Origin of the sequence: Sinomonas atrocyanea, from assembly GCF_001577305.1 — a bacterium.
Classification (GTDB): domain Bacteria; phylum Actinomycetota; class Actinomycetes; order Actinomycetales; family Micrococcaceae; genus Sinomonas; species Sinomonas atrocyanea.
In genome coordinates, this window is the sequence record NZ_CP014518.1 from 1,679,867 (window position 1) to 1,695,902 (window position 16,036).

Genomic DNA, 16,036 nt, shown 5'->3' on the forward strand with positions numbered 1-16,036 from the left:
CCGCGACTAGACTGGATCGCGAACCTTCTAACCACCTTCACAGGGAGATCCATGGCTGAGATCACTCGCGACGACGTTGCGCACCTCGCGCAGCTCGCGCGGATCGAGATGAGCGAGGCGGAGCTGGACAAGATGGCGGGCGAACTGGCCCACATCGTGGACGCCGTCAAGAGCGTGAGCGAGGCCGCGGGCCCCGACGTCCCGGCGACGAGCCACCCGATCCCGCTGCAGAACGTCTTCCGCGAGGACGTCGTGGGGCACGTCCTCACCCCGGCCGAGGCGCTCTCCGGCGCCCCCGACGCAGACCAGGACCGCTTCAAGGTCCCGGCCATCCTGGACGAGGAGTAAGCCCATGGGCACCAACGACAGTCGGCTCAGCGACCTGATCACGTCGAGCGCCTCGGCCCTCGCCGGGAAGCTCGCCGCCAAGGAGGTCTCCTCCGAGGAGGTCACCCAGGCGCACCTCGACCGCATTGCCGAGGTCGACGGCGGGGAGCGCGGCATCCACGCCTTCCTGCACGTCAACACCGAGGAGGCGCTCGGCGTCGCCCGTGAGGTCGACGCGATCCGCGCCGCCGGAGGGGACGACGCTGCCGCCCTCCACCCGCTCGCGGGCGTCCCGATCGCGATCAAGGACCTCATCGTCACGAAGGGCCAGCCCACCACCGCGGGCTCGCGCATCCTCGAGGGCTGGATGAGCCCCTACGATGCGACGGTCATCAAGAAGATCCGGGCCGCGAGGCTCCCGATCCTCGGCAAGACCAACCTCGACGAGTTCGCCATGGGCTCCTCCACCGAGCACTCCGCGTTCGGCCCCACCCGCAACCCGTGGGACCTGGACCGTATCCCCGGCGGTTCCGGCGGCGGCTCCGCCGCGGCCGTCGCGGCCTTCGAGGCCCCCCTCGCCCTCGGCACCGACACGGGCGGCTCGATCCGCCAGCCCGGCGCCGTGACCGGCACGGTGGGCGTCAAGCCCACCTACGGCGCGGTGTCCCGGTACGGTGCGATCGCCATGGCCTCGAGCCTGGACCAGATCGGCCCGGTCTCCCGCACGGTCCTCGACGCGGCCCTGCTCCAGGAGCTCGTCGGCGGCCACGACCCGTTCGACTCGACCTCCCTCACCGACTCCTTCGACACCCTGGCCGCCGCGGCGCGCGCCGGCGCCGCCGACGGAAGCCTCCAGGGGCTGCGCATCGGCGTGGTCAAGGAGCTCGGCGGCGAGGGCTACCAGGCCGGGGTGGAGGCCCGCTTCCGCGAGTCGCTCGAGCTGCTCAAGGGCGCCGGGGCGCAGGTCGTCGAGGTCTCCTGCCCCAACTTCAAGTACGCGCTCGGCGCCTACTACCTGATCATGCCGAGCGAGGTCTCGAGCAACCTCGCGAAGTTCGACGGCGTCCGGTACGGCCTGCGCGTCCTGCCCCAGGACGGCCCGATGACCATCGAGCGCGTCATGGCCGCCACCCGCGCCGCCGGGTTCGGCGACGAGGCGAAGCGCCGCATCATCCTCGGCACCTACGCCCTCTCGGCCGGGTACTACGACGCCTACTACGGCTCGGCCCAGAAGGTGCGCACCCTCATCCAGCGCGACTTCGACGCCGCGTTCGCCCAGGCGGACGTGCTCATCTCCCCGACGGCGCCGACCACGGCGTTCCCCCTCGGGGAGAAGCTCGACGACCCGCTGGCGATGTACCTCAACGACGTCGCGACCATCCCCGCCAACCTCGCCGGCGTCCCCGGCCTGTCCCTCCCGAGCGGCCTCGCCGACGAGGACGGCCTCCCCGCCGGCCTCCAGATCCTCGCCCCGGCCCGCGAGGACGCCCGCCTCTACCGGGTCGGCGCCGCCCTCGAGGCGCTGCTCGAGGCCCAGTGGGGCGGCCCGCTGCTCGCGAAGGCCCCGGCCCTCGGGACCGGGCAGTCCGCCGAGACCAACGCAGGAGTGAAGTAGAGATGGCAGCCACGCAGACCGTCCTGTCCTTCGAGACGGCCATGGAGAAGTTCGACCCGGTCCTCGGCTTCGAGGTCCACGTCGAGCTCAACACCAAGACGAAGATGTTCTCCTCGGCCCCGAACGTGTTCGGCGACGAGCCGAACACGGACGTCAACGAGGTCGACCTCGGCATGCCGGGCGTCCTGCCCGTCGTGAACCGGGCCGCCGTCGAGTCGAGCATCAAGATCGGCCTCGCGCTCAACTGCGAGATCGCCGAGTCCTGCCGGTTCGCCCGGAAGAACTACTTCTACCCGGACACGCCCAAGAACTTCCAGACCTCCCAGTACGACGAGCCGATCGCGCACGACGGCTGGATCGACATCGAGCTTGAGGACGGGACCGTCTTCCGGGTCGAGATCGAGCGCGCGCACATGGAGGAGGACGCCGGCAAGCTCACCCACATGGGCGGTGCGACCGGCCGCATCCACGGCGCCGAGTACTCCCTCGTGGACTACAACCGCGCCGGCGTGCCGCTGGTCGAGATCGTCACGAAGCCGATCGTGGGCGCGGGCAGCCGCGCCCCCGAGCTGGCCCGGGCCTACGTCGCCGCCATCCGCGAGATCGTGAAGAACCTCGGCGTCTCGGATGCCCGCATGGAGCGCGGCAACGTCCGCTGCGACGCGAACGTCTCGCTCATGCCCAAGGGCGCCACCCAGTTCGGCACCCGCTCGGAGACCAAGAACGTCAACTCGCTGCGCTCGGTCGAGCACGCGGTACGGTTCGAGATCCAGCGCCACGCCGCGGTGCTCTCGGCGGGGGAGAAGGTCACCCAGGAGACCCGCCACTGGCACGAGGACACGCGGACGACGACGGCGGGCCGGCCCAAGAGCGACGCCGACGACTACCGCTACTTCCCCGAACCGGATCTCGTGCCCGTGGTCCCGAGCCGGGAGTGGGTCGAGGAGATCCGGGCCTCCCTGCCGGAGCCTCCGGCAGAGCGGCGCAAGCGCCTCAAGGAGGCCTGGGGCTACGCCGACGCCGAGTTCCGCGACGTGGTCAACGCCGGCGTCCTGGACTCCGTCGAGGAGACCATCACCGCGGGTGCGACCCCGCAGGCGGCCCGCAAGTGGTGGATGGGCGAGATCGTGGGCCGCGCCAAGGCCGCCGACGTGGACCCGGCGGAGCTCGGCGTGAGCCCCGCGGCCATCGTCGAGCTCAACGGCCTCGTCGAGGGCGGCAGGCTCAACAACAAGATGGCCGGCCAGGTGCTCGACGGCGTCATCGCCGGGGAGGGTACCCCGACCGAGGTCATGGAGGCCCGCGGCCTCGTCCTCGTCTCCGACGACGGCCCCCTCCTCGAGGCGATCGACGCCGCCCTCGCCGCGCAGCCCGGCGTCGCGGACAAGATCCGCGGCGGCAAGGTCCAGGCCGCCGGCGCGATCGTCGGGGCGGTCATGAAGGCCACGCGCGGCCAGGCCGACGCCGGCCGGGTCAAGGAGCTCATCCTCGAGCGGCTCGGCGTCCAGGCCTAGCCGCACCGCGTCCAGGGCGGGCCCTCCTCGCAAGAAGGGGAGAGCCCGCCCTTTGCCGTGCGGGCGCACGGGCGCACCATGGGAGGCGGTCCGGACGGGACCGGCCACGCTCAGGGAGGATGCGATGACGGCGAACGTGAACTACTTCGAGATCGGCACCGAGGACCCGGAAGGGTCGCGGGCGTTCTACGGCGGCCTGTTCGGCTGGGGCTTCGGAGAGCCGTCCCCGGTCGGCTACCGGATGGTCGAGACGGACGCAGGAGGCCTCTGGGACACCGGCGCCGTGGGCGGGGGCCGCTGGGCGGTGTTCTACGTCCAGGTGGACGACGTCGCGGCATCGCTCGCCGAGGCGCAGCGGCTCGGCGCGAGCATCGCCATCCCCCTGACCAACAACGGGGCCATCGAGTTCGCGCACCTGGTCGACCCCGAGGGGAACCGCTTCGGGATCTGGCGGCCCCTCGGGGCCGCTGCATAGGGTGGGCCCATGGCGCCTCTGATCCAGTACCACGCGACGGTCCTCGGAAGCCCGGACCCGCAGACCGCGGCCCGCTTCTACGCCAACCTCCTCGGCTGGGAGCTGGGCGACGACGAGCGCGAATGGGCCACCGTCCTCGACCCGGCCGGCGGGCGGCAGCTCTCCTTCCAGCTCGAGGAGGACTTCGAGCGTCCGGTCTGGCCGGAGAAGCCCGGCCAGCAGCAGATGATGATGCACCTGGACCTGCTGGTGACGGACCTGGCGAAGGCCGCGGAGCATGCCGCCGAGTGCGGGGCCGAGCGCGCGCCGCACCAGCCTCAGGACGACGTCGTCGTCTTCTTCGACCCCGACGGCCACCCCTTCTGCCTGTTCGAGAACTAGAGCGCCACGCTCCCTCGCGCCGCCGCCGGGCCTTCCTGTGAGCCACCTTTCGGTTGGCCCCCAGTTCGCCCGCGTCCCGCCCGCCAGCCCGCCGCGGGCGGGATGATGGATCCATGAGTTCCACCGCAACACAGCGCACACGCCGTGCACTCGTCATCGGCGCCCTCGGCGTCGCCCTCGTGGGCGGCGGGGGCGCCGCAGTCTGGGCCGCCTCGACGCCGTCGCCCTCACCCTCGGCCCCCTCCCAGGGCAGCCACCCCTCGCCCCTGAAGGGCGCGCACGGACAGGGGCTGATGGCCCGCGGCGGACTCCACGGGGAGGTCACGGTCAAGCGTGCGGACGGCACGTACGTGACCCTCGTGGGCCAGCGCGGCACGGTGACCGAGGTGACGGGCACCAAGCTCACGGTCAAGAGCGAGGACGGCTACACGCATTCCTACGTGCTGGACGGCAGCACGAAGTTCCGCTCCGCCTCCGACCCGAAGGGGCCGGCCCTTAAGTCCAGCGACCTCAAGGTCGGCGACGAGGTCGCGGTCCGGGCCCAGCGCAACGGCAGCGACGACACGGCCACCGCCGTGGTGAAGGGGCCCTTCCCGGTCCGCACCTCCCAGGGTCAAGGAAGCCAGAACCAAGGGGGCCGGGGGCACCAGGGCCATGGCGGCAGGATGCACCGCCAGTCGGGCACGCCGGGCGGCCAGCAGCCCTCGCCCAGCCCCTCCGGGAGCCCGTCGGTGCGCGGGTCGGTCTCCCAGTCCTGACGGGCCGGACTCCTCCGGGGCTTTCTTAGAGCGCCCTTAGAGGCGCGCCCCTACGCTGGTTCTGCCCGACCAGCCAGGAGGAGACCCCGTGTCCGTGCCCCCGCGCCCCAGCACCCCCGCCTTCCGCAGCCCCGCGCTCGAGCGCGCAGCCCGCGCGCTGGACCTCGACTTCCCGCGGGGCAGCAGGCAGCCGTCGCTGGTCCGCTTCATCGTTGCCAGCGCCGTCGCCGTCATCGGATCGGTGCTCGCCTGCGGCGCGCTCGCGGCCGCGGCGATCGCCGCCATGCCCGACCTCGCCGGCTACGAGCACTTCCAGTTCATGGAGTACACCAAGCTGACCGTCATCGGCGTGGTCCTCGCGTGCCTCGCCTGGCCGGTGACGGCGTGGCTCTCGTCGAGGGCCTGGAAGCCGTTCCTGTGGCTGGCCCTCGCCGTCACCGTGGTGGGGCTGGCCCCCGACGCCTGGATCCTGCTCAAGGGCCAGCCGGCGGCGGGCGTGGGCGTGCTCGTGCTCATGCACTTCGCCCTGGCCCTCATCACCTACCCGGCGCTCGTCCTCATCGCGCCGCAGCCTCGTGGACGAGATCGAGCATCAGGGCGCGCAGCGCGTCGGTGACCCGCTGGACGGAGCGCCGCCGCGCGTTCTCGGGCCGGATCAGGAGGTCGATGCTGCGCTGGGTGCCGATGCCCGCGAGCGGGCGGAGCACCACCCCGGCCGGCAGCCCGATCGTGGCCGTGTACCGCGGCAGGAGCCCGAGCCCGCCGCCCCCGGCGACGACGGCCGCGACCGTCGAGTAGTCGTTGATGCGGTGCCCCACCTCGGGTGAGACGCTCGCCACGGCGCCGATGGCGGAGAGCACGTCCGCGGGGGAGTAGCCGATCCGGCTCGAGACCCACCGCTCGCCGGCCACGTCCTCCGGGGAGAGCTCGCCGCGGGCCGCCAGCGGGTGCCCGGCAGGCAGGGCCACGTCGAAGGGCTCCCGCACGAGCGGGATGGCCACGAGCCGGTCCTCGGGCCAGGACTCGGTGTGCGCGAGGCGGTGGGCGAGCACGATGTCGTACCGCGCCGTCAGCGCCGGGAAGCCGTGCTGGGGCACGTCCTCGTCCGCGAGCCGCAGCCGCGGCACCGGTGCAGCGGCGCCGCCAGGCTCCGCCGCCCCGCTCGGCGTTGCGGTGCCCGCGTCCGCCGGGGACGCGCCGTCGTGCGTCCCGGGACCGGCCGCGAGCCGCCGGGTGAGCCGGCCGAACAGGGCCTGCGCGGCGGAGTGGAACGCGCACACGCTCACGGTCCCCGCCGGGTCCTCGTGGTACGCGCCGATCGCGGCGCGGGCGTCCGCCATGGCCCGCACGACGGCGCCCCCCGCCTCCGCGAGGACCCTCCCCGCGTCGGTGAGGACGAGGGTGCGGCCCTCCTTGCGGGTCAGCTGGGTGCCGGCGCTCCGGGCGAGCAGGGCGAGCTGCTGGGAGACGGCGGAGGGGGTGACCATGAGCTCCTCTGCCACGGCCTTGACGCTCCCGAGCTCCCCGAGCTCCCGCAGGATCTGTAGCTGGCGCACATCCATAAGCCGATCCTAAAGCGTCTGTTGAGAAACCTGCTGTTGTTCTAAGCTTTCCGCTGGCCTTGAATGGGCTCATGAAGGCCCTCTACAAGCCCGGCCCGCAGGCCGGCCTCGAGCTCACCGAGCGCCCCGAGCCGCAGGCCGGCCCCGCGGACGTCAAGATCCGCGTCTACACCACCGGCATCTGCGGCACGGACCTGCACATCGAGTCCTGGGACGCGAGCGCGCAGTCCATGATCACCGCCCCGCTCGTGCCCGGCCACGAGTTCTACGGCGAGGTCGTCGAGGTGGGCGAGGACGTCCAGGTCGTCAAGGTCGGCGACCGCGTCTCCGGCGAGGGCCACATCGTGTGCGGCATGTGCCGCAACTGCCGGGCCGGCCGGCGGCAGATGTGCATCAACGTGGTGAGCGTCGGGGTCCAGCGCGACGGCGCGTTCGCCGAGTACGTGGTCATCCCCGAGGCTAACGTCTGGGTCCACCACGACCCCTCCGTCACCCCCGAGCTCGGCGCCATCTTCGACCCGTTCGGCAACGCCGTCCACACCGCCCTCAGCTTCCCCGTGGTCGGCGAGGACGTGCTCATCACGGGCGCGGGGCCGATCGGGCTCATGGCCATCGCCGTGGCGCGGCACGCGGGCGCCCGGAAGATCGCCATCACGGACGTCTCGTCGCGCCGCCTCGAGCTCGCCCGCCAGATGGGCGCCGACCTCGCCGTCGACGTCTCGACCATGAGCGTGCGCGAGGCCCAGCGCGAGCTCGGCATGCTCGAGGGCTTCGACGTGGGCTTCGAGATGTCCGGGCGGCCGGCCGCGCTCGCGGGGATGATCGAGAACATGAACCACGGAGGCCGCATCGCCCTGCTCGGCCTGCCCTCGGAGGCCGCGGAGCTCGACTGGACCAAGGTGGTCACCCACATGCTCACCCTCAAGGGCATCTACGGCCGCGAGATGTTCGAGACGTGGTACGCGATGAGCGCCATGCTCTCCTCCAACCCGGTGCTCCGGAAGAACGTGGCCGCCGTGGTGACCGACATCCTGCCGGCCGAGCGCTGGGAGGAGGGGTTCGCCGTCGCCCGCTCTGGCAGCGGCGGAAAAGTGGTGCTGGACTGGCAGGGCGTCTGAGGGCCGGCCCCGGCGGATGCAGCAGGACGAGGAGAGGAAGACGATGTTCACAGGTGTCAGGGACCAGCTCGCCGCGGAGCTGGAGGAGATCCGCGCGGCCGGCACGTTCAAGGAGGAGCGGCACATCGACTCGCCGCAGTCGGCGCACATCCTGGCCGGCCCGCTCGGACGGCCGGCGGGGGAGGTGCTCAACTTCTGCGCCAACAACTACCTCGGGCTGGCCGACCACCCGGACCTCATCAAGGCGGCGAAGAGGGCGCTCGACGAGCGCGGCTTCGGCATGGCCTCCGTGCGCTTCATCTGCGGCACCCAGGACGCGCACCTGGCGCTCGAGCGGCGCGTCTCGGAGTTCCTCGGCACCGAGGACACGATCCTCTTCTCGAGCTGCTTCGACGCCAACGGGGGCGTGTTCGAGGCGATCCTCGGCCCCGAGGACGCCGTGATCTCCGATGCCCTCAACCACGCCTCGATCATCGACGGCATCCGCCTGTGCAAGGCCGCCCGGCTGCGCTACGCCAACCGCGACATGGGCGAGCTCGAGGCCCGCCTGGCGGAGGCGAAGGCGATGAACGACGGCGCCGGGGCACGGCGGGTGCTCATCGTCACCGACGGCGTCTTCTCGATGGACGGCTACCTCGCCCCGCTGCGCGAGATCTGCGACCTCGCCGAGCGGTACGGCGCGATGGTCATGGTCGACGACTCGCACGCCGTGGGCTTCATGGGCGCCACCGGCGCCGGCACCCCCGAGCACGCGGGCGTCTCCGACCGGGTGGACATCTGCACCGGCACCTTCGGCAAGGCCCTCGGCGGCGCCTCCGGCGGCTACGTCTCCGGCCGGGCCGAGATCGTCGCGACCCTGCGGCAGAAGGCCCGGCCCTACCTGTTCTCGAATTCCGTCGCGCCCATGATCGTCGCGGCCACGCTCACCGCGCTCGACCTCGTGGCCGGCTCGGGCGAGCTGCGCGAGCGCCTCTTCGCCAACGCCGCCCTGTTCCGCCGCCGCATGGGCGAGGAAGGCTTCGAGCTGCTGCCGGGCGAGCACGCGATCGTGCCCGTCATGTTCGGCGACGCGGCCCTCGCCGGGCGGATCGCGGCCGAGATGCTCGCGCACGGCGTGTACGTCACGGCCTTCTCCTATCCCGTGGTGCCCCAGGGCCTGGCCCGCATCCGCGTGCAGCTCTCCGCCGCGCACACCGAGGACGACGTCGAGACCGCCGTCCGCGCGTTCGCCGCCGCACGGGAGGCCGTCGCGAGCCGAGCATGATGTGATGTAAATCACATGGGCGGGGGGTCGCTCGGCCCTGTCCCGGTCCTCCGCGGCGCTCCTACCGTGGAAGCTGCGCGGCACGGCGAGCGACGTCCCTGCCGCCCTCCGCGCCGCGCGGCGGCCACGTCCGTGGCCGCCGGGCAATCAGGAGGCATGTCATGAGCGATGTGACGCCTATCAGGAGCAGCGTGCGCACGGGAGGCTCCGGCCTCAAGAATGTGGGCGGGCTCTGGGGCGAGCTCCTCGCAGAATTCCTCGGGACGTTCGTCCTCATCGCGTTCGGCGACGGCGTCGTCGCGATGGCCGTCGCCGCGCTCCCGGGATCGGGCCGCGCACAGACGCCCACCACGATCTTCCTCGCGAGCGGCGACTGGCTGCTCATCACCTGGGGGTGGGCGCTCGCGGTGACGATGGCCGTGTACGTGGCCGGCGGCGTCAGCGGCGCGCACATCAACCCCGCGGTCACGCTCGCGTTCGCCGTGCGCCGGAAGTTCCCGTGGTCCAAGGTGGGGCCCTACATGGTGGCACAGGTGGCGGGCGCCTTCGTCGGGGCCGCCCTCGTGCTGCTGAACTACTTCCCGGCCATCGACGCCTACAACAAGGCGGTCGGCGTGGGGCGCGGAGACCCCAAGAGCAATGCGACGTTCTCGATCTTCGCGACCTTCCCTGCGCCGTTCTACAACGGCAACCCGGTCGGTCCGCTGATCGACCAGATCATCGGCACCATGTTCCTCGTCATGCTCATCGCGGCGATCATCGACCTGCGCAACACGGCCGTGCAGGCGAACCTGGGACCCGTCGTGGTGGGCTTCGCGGTGGCCGCCATCGGCATGTCCTTCGGGGCCAACGCCGGGTACGCCATCAACCCCGCCCGCGACCTCGGCCCGCGCCTGCTGGCGTGGCTCGGAGGGTGGGGACAGGTTGCGATGCCGGGAACGGTGGACGGGGCCTTCAGCTGGTACTTCTGGGTGCCGATCGTGGGGCCGCTGATCGGCGGAGTGATCGGGGTGCTCGTCTACGACTGGTTCATCGGCGACGTCCTGCACGCCCGCGACCGCCTCGCCCGGCCCGCACCGGAGCCGGGGCGCACGCGTGAACCGGGGCAGCCCGAGCCTGGCCGCGCCGGAAGCGAGGCCGCCGGCTGAGGACCCTGTGGGCCGCGCCGGCGCCGGGCTACAGTGAGGCCATGACGGCCACCACCAACAGTGCCCAGGATGTCGACGTCCTCATCGTCGGAGGCGGGATCGCCGGCCTCTCGCTCGCCTCGGAGCTGGCCGGCCGATGCCGGGTGGCCCTGGTCGAGGCCGAGCCCTCGCTCGCCTACCACACCTCCTCCCGGTCCGCGCAGCAGCTCATCCCGAGCTACGGGCCCCCGCCCGTGCAGGAGCTCACGCGCCGGACCCTGGAGGTGCTGGCAGACGCCGCGGACGGCGCGGGGCGCCGGCTCGTGTGGCCGAGCCGCTTCATGCTCGTCGGCAGCCGGGCCGATGTCGAGGCGGAGTCGCACGAGGGCATGCGGGCGCTCACGCGCGAGGAGGCCACCCGGCTCGTGCCGGCGCTGCGGCCTGGCGCGTTCGAGGCTGCCGCCCTGGACACCGACTCCGTCCGCGTCGATGCCCCGGCCCTGCTGGCGTTCCACGAGGAGCGGGCACGGGCCCACGGGGTCGGGCTCCACGTGGGCGCCCCGGTGCACAGCGCCCAGCGCGTGGGGGAGGGGTGGCTCGTGGGCGCGGGCGCCGAGGGCTTCCACGCGGCCAACGTGGTCAACGCCGCCGGTGCGTGGGCCGACGACGTGGCGGTCCTGTTCGGCGTCGAGCGCCTCGGCCTGCAGCCCTACCGGCGGACCGCGGCCCTCGTCTCCCTCGCCGCCCCGCTCGACCCCGACACGCCCATGGTCGCCGCGGCGGACGACACCTGGTACTTCCGGCCGGATCCGGCCGGCGCCCTCGTCTCGCCCTCGGAGTCCGAGCCCTCCCGCGCGGAGGACGCCGTCCCGCGGCCCGGCGATGTCGAGGCGGCCCTCGCCCTCATCCGCGCCGTCGCCGACCTCGAGGTCACCGGGATCGTGCGGGCCTGGACCGGGCTGCGGACCTCGCCCCAGGACGGCCTGCCCGTCCTGGGCTTCGACCCCGAGGGGCCCGGCTTCTTCTGGCTCGCCGGGCAGGGCGGCTACGGCTTCCAGACCTCGACGGCGCTGGCCGAGGCGGCCGCCGCCCAGCTCCTGGCCGGCCCCGAGGCCCTCCGCACCGGCGCGAGTCCGGTATCCGGGACACAGCGGGCCCTGGATCCGCACCGGCTGTCCGTGCGGAGCTGAAGATGGAGGCATGAGCCTCCTCATCGACGCCATCGGCGAACTCTCCACCCAGCACCTCACCGGCGAGGCGAGCCCCGCCTCGGGCGAGGGGGCCGGCGTGCTGCGGGACGCCGCCGTCGTCCTCGACGGGGAGCGGATCGCGTGGGTGGGCCGCTCGGCGGACGCCCCGGCCGCCGACGAGCGCTTCGACGCCCAGGGCCGCGCCGTCCTGCCGGGCTGGGTGGACTCACACTCGCACCTCGTGTTCGCCGGCGACCGCACCGCCGAGTTCGAGGCCCGCATGGCCGGGCAGGCCTACGCCGCCGGGGGGATCGGGGTGACCACCGCCGCCACCCGCGCCGCGTCCGACGGCGAGCTCCGCCGCCTCCTCGCGGCGCGCGTCGCCGAGGCGGTGGCCGGGGGCACCACGTATCTGGAGACCAAGACCGGCTACGGCCTCGAGGTCGGGCACGAGGCGCGCAGCGCCGTCCTCGCCGCCGAGGCCGTCGACGAGGTCACCTACCTCGGGGCCCACCTCGTCCCCGCCGGCGCCGACCCCGAGGCGTACACCGATCTCGTGTGCGGCCCGATGCTCGACGCCGTGCGCCCGCACGTGCGCTGGGCCGATGTGTTCTGCGAGGCGGGCGCGTTCACCGAGGAGCAGTCCCGCCGCGTCCTTGCGGCCTGCCGCGACGCGGGGCTCGGCCTCCGCGTCCACGGCAACCAGCTCGGCCCGGGCGCAGGGGTCCGGCTCGCCGTCGAGTTCGGCGCCGCGAGCGTGGACCACGTGAACTTCCTCGACGAGGGGGACATCGCCGCGCTCGCGGACAGCTGGGCGGCCTGGGCCGACGGCGGCGCGGCCGGCGCCCCGGGGACCGTCGCGACCGTGCTGCCCGCGTGCGACCTCTCGACCCGAGCCCCGCTCGCGCCGGCACGGGCCCTGCTCGACGCCGGGGTGCAGGTCGCGATCGCCTCCAACTGCAATCCCGGCACGAGCTACACGAGCTCGGTCTCCTTCTGCGTCACGACGGCGGTGCTGCAGATGGGCCTGACGGTCCAGGAGGCGGTCCGGGCCGCGACATTCGGCGGGGCGCTGGCGCTGCGCCGCCATGTCGGGGCGGACGCCGACGGGCAGCGCGCGGTGGGGTCGATCGCCGTCGGCCACCGCGCCGACCTCCACCTCCTCGACGCGCCCAGCGCCACCCACCTCGCCTACCGGCCGGGCATGCCCCTCACCCATGCCGTGTGGCGGGCCGGGACGCGGGTGCGCTGAGCGAGGCGCCCGGACGGGGCAAGATAGACGCATGCCGCAAGCACGCGCCGTCGTCCGTCCTGCCTCCCGCGTCCGGTGGCGCGCCCAGCTGGCGATCGTCCTCGGGCTCTCCCTGGGCCAGTCGGCGGTCTACTCCGTCGTCCAGCTGCTCGACAAGGCCACCCGGGCGCCCCTCTCGCAGGGGACGAGCACCCTCAACCGGTCGCTGAGCACGCGCGAGTACTTCGACCTCGTCTATCAGCTGCTGGACATCGTGTTCTCGCTCGTGCCGGTGGCGCTCGTGCTGTACTTCGTGTGGGACGCGGCCGCCCGGCGCAGCTCCGCGGCGCTGCCGTGGACGACGCCGTTCCGCCGCCTCGGGTTCGACCTCGCCCGGCCCGGGCGGGACTGGCTGTGGGGCGTGGGGCTGTTCCTCGCGATCGGGATTCCCTCGCTCGGGCTCTACTGGGCCGGGCGCGCGCTGGGGATCACCACGGCGATCATCCCCAGCGGCCTCGACGCCCACTGGTGGACCGTTCCCGTGCTCATCCTCTCCGCGATGCGCCACGCCGTCCTCGAGGAGGTCATCGTGGTCGGGTTCATGCTCGGCTGGCTGCGCCGGCTCGGGTGGCGCGCCCCCGCGGCCATCGCGGCGAGCTCGCTGCTGCGGGGCAGCTACCACCTGTACCAGGGGATCGGCCCGTTCGTCGGCAACGCCGTGATGGGCGTCGTGTTCACCCTGGTCTACCGCCGGTACGGGCGGGTCATGCCGCTCGTGATCGCCCACGCCCTGCTCGACATCACCGCGTTCGTGGGCTTCAGCCTCGTCGGGAAGGCGATGGGGCTGGGCTGACCCCTGAACGTGGCGTACGTGACTCCTGAACCTGACGCACCTGACCCCTGAACGTGGCGTACCTGACTCCTGGACCTGACGCAGCTGACTCCCCACCGGGCTGGGCCCGTTGGGGAGTCAGGTGCGCGCAGTTGGAGAGTCAGGTACGCGTGGTCGAGGGGTCAGATCGTGACGGCGCCGCTGGCGGTGTCGAAGGTCACGGACATGATGCCCGGGGTCCCCTTCGGCGAGACCCATTCGACCGCGACGTCCTCGAGCGGCCGCTCGACGGGCTCGCCGAGCCACTCGGTCACGCGCTCGGCCGAGCCCGCGATGGTGAGCCGGCTCATCCGCACGGTTCCGGGGTAGGCGTTCGACGGATGCAGCGAGGGGTCGCCCTCCCACTTGAGCATGTACGGCACCTGGGGGTCCGCAATGAGCCCCAGGATGCCGATCTGCTTCCAGACGAGCTCGCGGCCGTCCGGGAACTTGCGGTTGCCCGGGACGGCCTGGCGGCCGAGGCGCTGCTCGAAGGGCGCGAGGTCGTCGACCTCCACGCACCAGCCCATCCACCCGCCGCCCGCGGCGCTGCGGGCGCGGACGGCCTGGCCGAAGGGCGCCTTGCCCGAGGCCGGGTGGTCCAGGACCTCGACGACCTCGAGGTAGTGGTGGTCCGTGAGCGGGATGATCATGTTGCGGGTTCCGAAGCGCGGGTGGACCCCGCCCTTGACTGCCTCGACCCCGAGCGCGCTGGCGATCCGCTCCGTCGTGGCCAGAAGGCCGTCGGCTTCGCAGGCATAAGAAACGTGGTCCATACGCATGGAAGTCATGGTGCCACTTTGTGATGGACGCCTCAGCTTAGGGTTGCCTTACTAGCAGGGGATGCCCGTCCGAGGGCCGCGCATCGGCGTCAGCGTGCGAGGGGGAGGGAGACCTCCATGGTGGTGCCCTCCGCGCCGGTCTCCGCGATCCGGACGGAGCCGCCGTTGCGGACGGCGATGTCGCGGACGAGCGCCAGGCCGATCCCGAAGCTCCGGCGCCCGGCCGGCGAGGCCGTACCGCCCCCGGCGTAGCGTTCGAAGACCCGCTCGGGCGCCGGCCCGGCGATCCCGGGGCCCGTGTCCGCGACCGTGAGCAGCGCGGCCGTGCCCTGGCCCCTCCCGCCGTCGGAGACCCGCACGCCGACGGTGACCCGGCCGCCGTCGGGCGTGTATTTGACCGCATTGTCGGCGAGCGCCACGATCACGCGCCGCAGCGGGGCCGGGGCGACGGCGACGGGCACCTGCTGGCCGGGCGTGTCCGCCGCGACGACGATGCCCCGCTCGCCGGCGAGCACGGCGACATCGGCCGCGACATCGCGCGCGAGCCCGGCGAGGTCCGTCGGCGTCTCCGGGACGTCGGGTCCGCCGGAGACGCTGTGCAGGAGGTCCTCGATGACGGCGGCGAGCTTGGCCGAGTCGGTGCGCAGCTCGGCGAGGACCCCGGCCGCCTCGCTGTCGTGCCCCAGGCGCCGCTGCGCGAGCTGGATGCGCGTGTTCAGGACCGTCAGCGGCGTGCGCAGCTCGTGGCTCGCGTCCTGGACGAAGCTGCGCTGGAGGGCGAGCGACTCGCCCAGCGGCTTGACGGCCTGCCGCGCCACGAGCGCGCCGACGACGCCGGCGAGCACGATCCCGAACACCCCGCCGGCGACCAGGGCGCCGAAGACGTCCACCGTGTCCAGCAGGAGCTGCTGCCCGCTGCGGGCCGCGTGCGCGGCGATCTCGGAGGGCTGGGACTTGACCCAGATGAAGACGGCGGCGGCGGCCAGGAGGAGCACGACGACGACGGCGACGGCCGCCGCGATCTGCAGGCCCACCTTCAGGGCGGCGCGCCGCAGCGCCGCCTCGTCCGAGTTCGCCGGGCGGCGCCGGGGGAGGCGCGGGCTGCGGGCCGGCGCCGTCATTCGAGGCCGCCGAGCTGGTAGCCGACGCCGTGCACGGTCCTGATCACGGTCCTGTCCGTCTTCTTCCTGAGGTAGTGGACGTAGGTGTCGACGACGCCGGGGGTGTCGCCGGCGTCGAACACCGAGGCGAGGAGCTCGGCGCGCGAATGGACCCGGTCCGGCTCGGCCGCGAGGCGCGCGAGCAGCGATGCCTCGGCCGCCGAGAGCTCGACCCGGTGCCCGTACGGCGAGGTGAGCACACGGGCCGCCGGATCGAGGTCCCACGAGCCGACGGCCAGCAGGGCGGGGGCGGGCGGCGCGTAGGACCTCGTGAGCGCGCGGAGCCGGGCCGCCAGCTCGTCGGAGTCGAAGGGCTTGACCAGGTAGTCGTTGGCGCCGGCGTCGAGTCCCTCGACCTTGTCCGGGACGCTGCCGAGGGCGGTGAGGATGAGGATCGGGACCGCGAGTCCCCGGGCGCGGATCGACTTCACGAGGGAGACGCCGTCCACGAGCGGGAGCCCGCGGTCCACCACCAGGGCGTCCCACTCCTCCCCGAGCGCGAGCCGGAGGCCCTCGCGCCCGTCGGGGGCGAGGACCACATCGAAGTCGTCACCGAGCAGCTCCGCCATGAGCGGGCCGAGCTGGGGATCGTCCTCGACGAGCAGGACGCGGGGCGTGGCGGTCATGGCTGCCATTGTGCCAAGCGGGGGCGCCGGGCGCC

17 protein-coding genes are annotated in these 16,036 nt (G+C 73.1%); 13 read left to right on the plus strand and 4 right to left on the minus strand.

Annotated elements, in window-relative coordinates:
• The first annotated feature begins 51 nt into the window (after nt 1–51).
• From gatC to SA2016_RS07715, 7 genes are all read left to right on the plus strand, one after another.
• Complete coding sequence (gatC, locus tag SA2016_RS07685) at nt 52–348, plus strand: Asp-tRNA(Asn)/Glu-tRNA(Gln) amidotransferase subunit GatC (RefSeq protein WP_066497089.1); 297 nt, start codon at nt 52–54, stop codon at nt 346–348.
• 4 nt (nt 349–352) lie between these two features.
• The gene (gene gatA, locus SA2016_RS07690; protein WP_066497090.1) at nt 353–1,942 is read left to right on the plus strand and encodes an Asp-tRNA(Asn)/Glu-tRNA(Gln) amidotransferase subunit GatA; all 1,590 of its coding nucleotides are present in this window, start codon (nt 353–355) and stop codon (nt 1,940–1,942) included.
• Between the two features lie 2 nt (nt 1,943–1,944).
• A complete protein-coding gene (gene gatB, locus SA2016_RS07695; RefSeq protein WP_066497092.1) occupies nt 1,945–3,456 on the plus strand; it encodes an Asp-tRNA(Asn)/Glu-tRNA(Gln) amidotransferase subunit GatB in 1,512 nt (503 codons plus the stop codon).
• A 124-nt stretch (nt 3,457–3,580) separates the two neighbouring features.
• The gene (locus SA2016_RS07700; protein ID WP_066497094.1) at nt 3,581–3,931 is read left to right on the plus strand and encodes a VOC family protein; all 351 of its coding nucleotides are present in this window, start codon (nt 3,581–3,583) and stop codon (nt 3,929–3,931) included.
• Between the two features lie 9 nt (nt 3,932–3,940).
• Nucleotides 3,941–4,312: a VOC family protein gene (locus SA2016_RS07705; protein ID WP_066497096.1), complete on the plus strand. Its 372-nt coding sequence runs from the start codon at nt 3,941–3,943 to the stop codon at nt 4,310–4,312.
• A gap of 113 nt (nt 4,313–4,425) precedes the next feature.
• Nucleotides 4,426–5,070, plus strand: a complete 645-nt coding sequence (locus tag SA2016_RS07710) for a DUF5666 domain-containing protein (RefSeq protein WP_066497099.1) — start codon at nt 4,426–4,428, stop codon at nt 5,068–5,070.
• 88 nt (nt 5,071–5,158) lie between these two features.
• Nucleotides 5,159–5,686 (plus strand): hypothetical protein, encoded by a 528-nt coding sequence (locus SA2016_RS07715; protein WP_066497101.1) that lies wholly within the window; start codon nt 5,159–5,161, stop codon nt 5,684–5,686.
• Here the strand turns inward: SA2016_RS07715 and SA2016_RS07720 are convergent.
• Nucleotides 5,628–6,632, minus strand: coding sequence for a LysR family transcriptional regulator (locus SA2016_RS07720; protein ID WP_066497102.1), 1,005 nt, complete (start codon nt 6,630–6,632; stop codon nt 5,628–5,630). The genes SA2016_RS07715 and SA2016_RS07720 overlap by 59 nt on opposite strands.
• A 71-nt stretch (nt 6,633–6,703) precedes the next feature.
• Between SA2016_RS07720 and tdh the strand changes: the two genes are divergently transcribed.
• From tdh to SA2016_RS07750, 6 genes are all read left to right on the plus strand, one after another.
• A complete protein-coding gene (tdh, locus tag SA2016_RS07725) occupies nt 6,704–7,750 on the plus strand; it encodes an L-threonine 3-dehydrogenase (RefSeq protein WP_066497104.1) in 1,047 nt (348 codons plus the stop codon).
• Nucleotides 7,751–7,793: 43 nt separating this feature from the next.
• Complete coding sequence (locus SA2016_RS07730; RefSeq protein ID WP_066502172.1) at nt 7,794–9,014, plus strand: glycine C-acetyltransferase; 1,221 nt, start codon at nt 7,794–7,796, stop codon at nt 9,012–9,014.
• Between the two features lie 161 nt (nt 9,015–9,175).
• Complete coding sequence (locus SA2016_RS07735) at nt 9,176–10,162, plus strand: MIP/aquaporin family protein (protein WP_066497106.1); 987 nt, start codon at nt 9,176–9,178, stop codon at nt 10,160–10,162.
• Nucleotides 10,163–10,203: 41 nt separating this feature from the next.
• On the plus strand, nt 10,204–11,331 hold the full coding sequence (locus tag SA2016_RS07740; RefSeq protein ID WP_066497110.1) for an NAD(P)/FAD-dependent oxidoreductase: 1,128 nt from the start codon (nt 10,204–10,206) through the stop codon (nt 11,329–11,331).
• 10 nt (nt 11,332–11,341) lie between these two features.
• Nucleotides 11,342–12,583, plus strand: a complete 1,242-nt coding sequence (locus SA2016_RS07745; protein ID WP_066497113.1) for an amidohydrolase family protein — start codon at nt 11,342–11,344, stop codon at nt 12,581–12,583.
• A gap of 31 nt (nt 12,584–12,614) precedes the next feature.
• Nucleotides 12,615–13,415 carry a CPBP family intramembrane glutamic endopeptidase gene (locus SA2016_RS07750; protein WP_066497114.1) on the plus strand — a complete coding sequence of 267 codons (801 nt, stop codon included), beginning with the start codon at nt 12,615–12,617 and terminating at the stop codon, nt 13,413–13,415.
• A gap of 161 nt (nt 13,416–13,576) precedes the next feature.
• Here the strand turns inward: SA2016_RS07750 and SA2016_RS07755 are convergent, their stop codons facing one another.
• The 3 genes from SA2016_RS07755 to SA2016_RS07765 all read right to left on the minus strand — a co-directional run bounded on the left by SA2016_RS07755 (nt 13,577) and on the right by SA2016_RS07765 (nt 16,001).
• Nucleotides 13,577–14,215 carry a VOC family protein gene (locus SA2016_RS07755; RefSeq protein ID WP_066497116.1) on the minus strand — a complete coding sequence of 213 codons (639 nt, stop codon included), beginning with the start codon at nt 14,213–14,215 and terminating at the stop codon, nt 13,577–13,579.
• Nucleotides 14,216–14,304: 89 nt separating this feature from the next.
• The gene (locus tag SA2016_RS07760) at nt 14,305–15,336 is read right to left on the minus strand and encodes a sensor histidine kinase (protein WP_066497118.1); all 1,032 of its coding nucleotides are present in this window, start codon (nt 15,334–15,336) and stop codon (nt 14,305–14,307) included.
• Nucleotides 15,333–16,001 carry a response regulator transcription factor gene (locus SA2016_RS07765; protein ID WP_066497120.1) on the minus strand — a complete coding sequence of 223 codons (669 nt, stop codon included), beginning with the start codon at nt 15,999–16,001 and terminating at the stop codon, nt 15,333–15,335. The genes SA2016_RS07760 and SA2016_RS07765 overlap by 4 nt, the downstream gene beginning before the upstream one ends.
• Nucleotides 16,002–16,036 lie beyond the last annotated feature (35 nt).